Origin of the sequence: Emticicia sp. (genome assembly GCF_049241225.1) — a bacterium.
Classification (GTDB): domain Bacteria; phylum Bacteroidota; class Bacteroidia; order Cytophagales; family Spirosomataceae; genus Emticicia.
Genome location: NZ_JBMLRC010000366.1, coordinates 6,594 through 13,466 on the forward strand (window position 1 = coordinate 6,594; position 6,873 = coordinate 13,466).

Consider the following 6,873-nt stretch of genomic DNA (forward strand, 5'->3'; position numbering starts at 1 on the left):
GCAAGGCCAGCGAGTTCTTTGGTAGCTACGCCCATCATTTTGCCCATATCCGATGGAGCAGACGCACCCACACGAGCCTTGATTTCTTCTAATTTAGCTCTTAGCTCATCTTCTGAGAGTTGCTTTGGCAAAAACTCTTCGATAACCGCCAATTCGGCTAACTCTTTTTCCAAAAGGTCTTCACGGTTTTGTTGACGATAAATATCAGCCGAATCCTTTCTTTGTTTTGCGGCTTTTGTAAGCAATTTTGTTTCTTCTTCGGTTGTCAATTCGCCTGTTTTTCCCTCTTTCGTTTCCTCCAATAAAATCAATTTTTTAATATCACGAAGAGCCATAAGTCTGCCTTGCTCACGAGCAAGCATAGCTGCTTTTATTTGGGCGTCGATTGTTGTTTTTAAAGACATTTTTTTAAGAATTAATTGTATTATTTTAATAAAAACTGGTGTTTTTCGATATATGTATCCTTACGATAATTTTTTGGAACAGCTTTTGATAACGGGTACGTATTACTTAACCAACCCATCAAATAATTATGCGTGTTTTTAATTTAACTGCTGTTGGCATTATGCTGTTTACGTCCAGCGTTTTTGCCACTCCCAAAAAAACTTACTCGCCAACAACAAACATTCAGAAGCGTTGTGCCGAAATTCAAACAAACCTCAAAAATCAACGTTACACAACCAAACGAATCTCTGATGAACGCTTTGATGACGTCGTAACTGCATATTTTCAAAACAATCGAATTGAGTTAATCGTTTCGGAAATATACGGCGAAGCTGGAAAAATCAGACATGAGTATTATTTTGGCAAAAACGGGGAACTGATTTTAGCTACAAATCAGTTGTTTCAGTACAAAACCCAACAAAGTTCCGACAAAAATCTGGTAAAAGTAAGCGAAAATACTTACTATTACCAAAAAATGAAACTTGTAAGAGCCGTTGATGGAAAAAACGCTGCTACTCGCACGTCTCATTACGATACTCAGACACGTAGTCGATATTTGTTAGGAAAGAGTTTGATTTTAACAAAACAGATTAAAGAACAGCATGACGAAATTATCGGTCAATATCAACAAAATAGCGACCTTGCGAAACTCACGAGGCGGAAGCCAACCGAATGTGGTGCAGGTTGCGATTGATTGTGAAAAATTTGGGGCGGAGGGAATCACGGTTCACCCCCGCCCTGACGAAAGACATATACGCTATCAGGATGTCTATGACCTGAAAGAAATTGTTACGACAGAGTTTAACATAGAAGGAAATCCTACCGAAAAGAAATTTGTAGAGTTAGTACTTGCCAATAAACCCACGCAAGTAACGCTCGTTCCAGATGCACTCAATGCCATTACCTCAAACGCAGGCTGGGACACCATCGCTCATCGAGAAAGACTAAAAGATTTGGTTGCAACCTTCAAAAGTGCAGGTTGTAGAGTTTCTATTTTTGTTGACCCAATTGAAGCAATGGTTGAAGGTGCTGCCGAAACAGGCACCGACCGAATCGAACTTTATACCGAAAGTTACGCTCATAATTACTCCAAAAACCGTGAAGCTGCCATAAAAGACTACGTAAGTGCCGCAAAAGTGGCGGAGCGTGTAGGTCTTGGCGTAAACGCTGGCCATGATTTAAGTTTGGAGAATTTGCGTTATTTCAAGCAAAATATTCCAAATTTGCTCGAAGTTTCCATCGGTCACGCACTTATCTGCGATGCTCTTTATTTTGGCTTAGAGAATACAATTCAACTATATTTGCGAGAATTGGAGTAGAACAAATGAATGGATGAGCGAGTGATAGAATAAGTGAATAGTCTATCTTTTACTAATAAATCCATCGACTTTTCGTCTATTGACTATCGACCTATAAAAAATGATAAAACCACTTCCAATCGAGCAGTTTCTTGAAAAAGCAAAAACACTCCCCATTATTGATGTACGCTCGCCAGGAGAATTTGAGCGTGGGCATATCGTTGGGGCCTTGAATATTCCATTGTTCGAGAATCATGAACGAGCGGAAGTTGGAACACGCTACAAGAGAGTGGGAAAAGAATCGGCTTTTTTATTGGGGCTTGATATAGTTGGGCCAAAACTCTCAGGATTCGTAAAAAAATCGAAGAAAATTGCTCCCGAAGGTGAAGTTTTGGTTCATTGCTGGCGAGGCGGAATGCGAAGCGGAAGTTTTGCTACACTTCTGAGTTCGGCTGGAATGAAGGTTTCGACCTTAATCGGTGGGTATAAAAAGTACCGAAACTTTATTCTTGAAGAATTAAGTCAGCCACTGAATATCATTGTTTTAGGTGGAAAAACAGGTAGTGGAAAAACAGAAATTTTACACGAATTAGCTAAACAAGGCGAACAGATTTTAGACTTGGAGGGCTTGGCAAATCATAAAGGCTCTGCCTTCGGAATGCTCGGACAAGCTCCACAGCCAATGACCGAGCATTTTGAAAATATGCTTTATGCCGAATTTGCCAAACTCGACCCAACCCGCCGCATTTGGATTGAAGACGAAAGCCGAAATATTGGTTGCTGTAATATTCCCGATGCTCTCTGGCAACAAATGCGAAAAACCCAAGTAGCATATATTGATGTTGACCGAGAAATAAGAGTACAACGTTTAATAGAAGAGTACGCTCATTTTTCGTTCGATGAACTAAAGGCTGCCACTGACAGAATTTTGAAACGTCTCGGTGGTCAACACCACAAAGCGGCCATCGAAGCCCTCGGAAATGGTGATTTTTCATTCGGGACTGATATCGCACTCAACTATTACGACAAAGCGTATCTACACGGTCTCTCAAAAAGAGAACCTTCAAAAGTTACTACATTCAAAGTGACCGAAAATAATCCTTCGGCCACTGCTGCTCAACTAATAGCCGGTATTTAACATTTTTTAAGACTTTTTAACGAGCCTTATACGCATACTTCTTATAAGTTTGTGCAACATTTTGCTTCCCAAGATGTCATTTAACCATTATTTACTTTTTAAAAACAAAAATTATGAAAGCTATTTCCAAAGCAGGGGCATTGATGTTACTATTGGCCGCTCCTATTGTTTCGTTTGCACAAGAAAAAAAAGAAAGAGTACGTATTCGTATAGAACAAGAAGTTGATGGAAAAACAACTATCAGCGAAAAAGTAATCAATGCTTCGGGCTTATCGAGCAGCCAAAAAGATGAGATGATTGAGAAATTCAAAGACTCTGTTTTGGCTCTTAATAAAGGGAAAGCTCAAGGCGTAAAAATTGAAATAGACAACGACTCAAATTCAAATATCAACATTGAGCGAAATGATGGTAAAAAGATTGTAAAACGCTATGAGTTTAATGATGGTGATGGTGGCGGAAATGAAGATATTGTAATCAAAAGAGGCCCGAAAGTAAGAGTTTATAAAAGAGACGGTAAGGGCGAAACGGAGTTCTTCAATGGAGAAGACTTCTCTCACGAATTTAACGACAACATGGAAAGCCTACGTGAGAATATGAAACAAATGGGCAAAGACCTAAAGTTTGAATTCCGTTCGATTCCAGACAATATCATGATGTTTGATGGAGGAAGTTCGGGCAGCAAAACTATCAAAAACGTTGAGGTGTTTCCGAATAATCCTAAAACTGAAATCCTGAATGTGCGTTTCAACGCTCCACAAAAAGGCGATGTAAGCATCAAAGTTTTGGATGTAAAAGGAAATGTAATTGCCAAAGAAGAAATTAAAGACTTTTCGGGTGACTATGTTGGTCAAATCAATATTGGCAAACAAAAAAGCGGAACGGTTTTCGTGATGATTACACAAGGTGAAGATGGCAATGTAAAACGTGTAGTTTTACCATCTAATGAGAAGTAATACTTGAGAGTTTAAGTAGAATGACGAATTTAGATTTACGAATGACGAATATAAGATATTTATTATCAAATATTTAAGCCTTTTCAAATTTAAAATAATTTCGTCTCTTAACTTATAATTATATCAGTAAAACAACGACGGCATGGTTCAAAACCATGCCGTCGTTATATTTTATAGAACCACTATTATTTGCTTGCTTCTTCAATCCAATGAGTCATTTCGGCTACGATAGCATCGTTTGAACCTAAATAACCAGTGCTTTTAAACTTGATTTTGCCTTCTTTATCAATACAGAATTTAGCAGGAATACCATTTACGCCATAACTTCCGGCAACTTCACCACCAACATCTAAAATAACTGGGAAAGAAGTAAAGCCTCTTTGTTTCACAAACGTACTAACTGTTGATTTCCATTGGTCGGCACTCACACGCTCGTAGGTATTCACAAATAAAAACTTTACGTTTGGATTATCCTTAAATTTATCCATCGATAATTTCATACCCGGAAACGACATGATACATGGCCCACACCAAGTAGCCCAGAAGTCGAGAACAACAACTTTTCCACGTAATTCTGATAATTTTACGCTTTTTCCATCTAAATCAACCAACGAAAAGTCTGGAGCTTCTGCACCAACCGAACCCGCACTTCTGCGTTTTACGTCTTGAATGAAAAGCTTGGCAAAGAAGTGGTTTTTCCCTTCTTTCTCTAATTGACTCGCTACCTTCGCAAAAGTTTCAAAGTCTTTTTCGGGATTCAAAAAATTATTGATAGCAATCAAACCCGCCAACGAAGTACCCATTTCACCAATCATCGGTTTGATGGTAGCGTTGTACTTTTCTTCGGCTGCTTGGTAGCTTACTTGAATATCTTTTTTCTTTTTCTCGTCTTTTTTCTGAGTAGCGGCATCAAATTGATTTTGTAAATCCATTTGAGTTTGGCGGAATTTCTGAGACTCAGCCACAACTTGATTAAACTTGGCCATCATCGGAGAGCCATCTACCGAAAAGCTACCTGGTTGGTCTGGCATATTAAAACCATCAGCCACAATATTTAGCGTTTCGCCACCATCCAGAATCAAGCCGATAATCTGTTGGTTAGCTATATTGACCTGATAAATACCCGGCTCAGACATTTTTCCTTTGAAAGAAAAAGACTTATCAGCCGAAAGAGCCGTCGAATCTATTCTGAGTGGAATATTACGGTCGTTCATTCGCTCCAAATATACTTTACCACTTACAGTAGATTTTACTTTTCCACTGATGCTATACGTACTTTCTGTACCCGTTGGCGTATTCGCTTGTGGTTGCGACTGGCAGGCCATTCCGCTGATTACCAAGCATATAGCAATAATGATGTGTTTCATAAAGGTATTTTTTATTAATATTTTCTTTTAATGCTTATGATAAAGCTTTCATCAATAACTCGTTCGTGCGTTTTGGGTCGGCCGAGCCTTTCGATTTTTTCATTACTTCTCCAACAAACATGCCAAGTAAACCTTTCTTTCCGCTCTTGTATTCTTTTACTTTTGCTTCGTTGGCTGCCAGAACTTCGTTGATTAACGCTTGAAGTGTATCGGTATTGCTTTCTTGAATCAAATTGTTGCTTTCTGCCAATTTCAATGCCGAAACACTCGGGTTTTCAAGCATCAACGGGAATAGTTTCTGAGCCGCTGCCGAGCTACTGATTTTGTTTTCATCAACCAACGAGATGATTTCAACTAATTGACTTGGTTTTAGACTAAACTCCGTTATTTCTAGGTTATTTTCGTTCAAATACCCTCTGATTGTTGAAGTAAGCCAGTTAGAAGCCGCTTTGTAATTTTGGGTTAGTTTACAAACTTCCAAATAATAATCGGCCATTTCTTTGCTGTCGGTAATCGTAACGGCATGTTCTTCGAGAATACCAAACTCTTTCGTAAACTTCTCGAATAATTCGCTTGGAAGTGCAGGCATTTTCGATTTGATTTCGTTCATCCACTCATCCGAAATTCTTAGCGGAGCTAAATCTGGCTCAGGGAAATAACGATAATCGTTCATGGTTTCTTTCACACGCATGCTGTAAGTTTGGCCTTTATCCGCATCAAACATTCGTGTTTCTTGAATAACCTTTCCACCCGATTCGAGTAATGCCACTTGACGCTTGTATTCGTATTCGGCAGCGTGTTGTAGGTTACGAATCGAATTCATATTTTTGATTTCGACCTTCGTACCAAATTCGGTAGTGCCTTCTTCACGAATCGAAATATTTAAGTCGGCACGCATCGAGCCTTCTTCCATGTTGCCATCACAAATACCTAAATAACGCACAATCTTGCGAATTTCGGTCAAGTACGCACCTGCTTCTTCGGGGCTTCGCATGCAAGGCTCAGAAACGATTTCTACGAGTGGAGTTCCGGCACGGTTATAATCTAAGAGTGTAAAAGCATCGCTACCATCATGAACCGATTTTCCTGCATCTTCTTCGAGGTGAATATGATGAAGTTCTAAAGCACGCTCTTTGAATGTTTTGCCATCTTTTAGGCGAATTTTAATTTCACCACCTTTACAAATCGGATATTTATCTTGCGAAACTTGATAGCCTTTTGGAAGGTCGGGATAGAAATAATTTTTACGGTCGAAATAGTTGTTTCTATTGATTTCGCAGCCACAAGCCAAGCCCATACGAATGGCATATTCGACTGCTTTTTTATTGAGTTTTGGTAAAACACCAGGGTGCCCGAGCGTGATTACACTAATATTGGTGTTTGGCTCGCTACCAAATTGATTCGTATCGGAAGCAAATATCTTACTCTCTGTTGCAAGTTGGCAGTGAACTTCTAAGCCAATGACAATTTCGTATTTCATGAAGGATTTTTATTGATGCAGTGGCAAAAATTTTGCCATTGAGAAAACCACGTTTCTATTAATCTACAAATTTATGGTTTTTAGCTGAAAGTGTAATAAAAACGATAGAATAAGTGCTTCAAGAAGAAGCAATTATTCCGTAGGAATTTAATATTGGTAGTCAGCAAAATACAGTAGAATATTCTTACGGAGA

At 39.0% G+C, this 6,873-nt stretch carries 7 protein-coding genes; 4 read left to right on the top strand and 3 right to left on the bottom strand.

The annotated features are described in order from the left end of the window. Nucleotides 1–404: GatB/YqeY domain-containing protein (locus tag ACOVO2_RS19325; RefSeq protein WP_421771551.1), on the bottom strand; the 404-nt coding region annotated here is incomplete at its 3' end. A gap of 161 nt (nt 405–565) precedes the next feature. On the opposite strand from ACOVO2_RS19325, the gene ACOVO2_RS19330 reads away from it, so the two are divergent. The 4 genes from ACOVO2_RS19330 to ACOVO2_RS19345 all read left to right on the top strand — a co-directional run bounded on the left by ACOVO2_RS19330 (nt 566) and on the right by ACOVO2_RS19345 (nt 3,833). Beyond that, nucleotides 566–1,138: a hypothetical protein gene (locus ACOVO2_RS19330; protein WP_421771552.1), complete on the top strand. Its 573-nt coding sequence runs from the start codon at nt 566–568 to the stop codon at nt 1,136–1,138. Continuing rightward, nucleotides 1,047–1,763 (top strand): pyridoxine 5'-phosphate synthase, encoded by a 717-nt coding sequence (locus tag ACOVO2_RS19335; RefSeq protein ID WP_421771553.1) that lies wholly within the window; start codon nt 1,047–1,049, stop codon nt 1,761–1,763. Before ACOVO2_RS19330 ends, ACOVO2_RS19335 begins: the two co-directional genes overlap by 92 nt. Before the next feature lie 100 nt (nt 1,764–1,863). Beyond that, nucleotides 1,864–2,880, top strand: a complete 1,017-nt coding sequence (gene mnmH, locus ACOVO2_RS19340; RefSeq protein ID WP_421771554.1) for a tRNA 2-selenouridine(34) synthase MnmH — start codon at nt 1,864–1,866, stop codon at nt 2,878–2,880. Nucleotides 2,881–2,993: 113 nt separating this feature from the next. After that, nucleotides 2,994–3,833, top strand: coding sequence for a T9SS type A sorting domain-containing protein (locus ACOVO2_RS19345; protein ID WP_421771555.1), 840 nt, complete (start codon nt 2,994–2,996; stop codon nt 3,831–3,833). 185 nt (nt 3,834–4,018) lie between these two features. Here the strand turns inward: ACOVO2_RS19345 and ACOVO2_RS19350 are convergent, their stop codons facing one another. Then, nucleotides 4,019–5,200, bottom strand: a complete 1,182-nt coding sequence (locus tag ACOVO2_RS19350; protein ID WP_421771556.1) for a redoxin domain-containing protein — start codon at nt 5,198–5,200, stop codon at nt 4,019–4,021. Between the two features lie 34 nt (nt 5,201–5,234). Next, entirely contained in the window at nt 5,235–6,680 is a 1,446-nt protein-coding gene (gatB, locus tag ACOVO2_RS19355; protein WP_421771557.1) for an Asp-tRNA(Asn)/Glu-tRNA(Gln) amidotransferase subunit GatB, read from the bottom strand. Nucleotides 6,681–6,873 lie beyond the last annotated feature (193 nt).

Bases quoted from the DNA above. Each gene is read 5' to 3' on its own strand.
- ACOVO2_RS19345 (WP_421771555.1), top strand. From the start codon at position 2,994: ATGAAAGCTATTTCCAAAGCAGGGGCATTGATGTTACTATTGGCCGCT.
- gatB (WP_421771557.1), bottom strand. From the start codon at position 6,680: ATGAAATACGAAATTGTCATTGGCTTAGAAGTTCACTGCCAACTTGCA.
- ACOVO2_RS19350 (WP_421771556.1), bottom strand. From the start codon at position 5,200: ATGAAACACATCATTATTGCTATATGCTTGGTAATCAGCGGAATGGCC.
- ACOVO2_RS19330 (WP_421771552.1), top strand. From the start codon at position 566: ATGCTGTTTACGTCCAGCGTTTTTGCCACTCCCAAAAAAACTTACTCG.
- mnmH (WP_421771554.1), top strand. From the start codon at position 1,864: ATGATAAAACCACTTCCAATCGAGCAGTTTCTTGAAAAAGCAAAAACA.
- ACOVO2_RS19335 (WP_421771553.1), top strand. From the start codon at position 1,047: ATGACGAAATTATCGGTCAATATCAACAAAATAGCGACCTTGCGAAAC.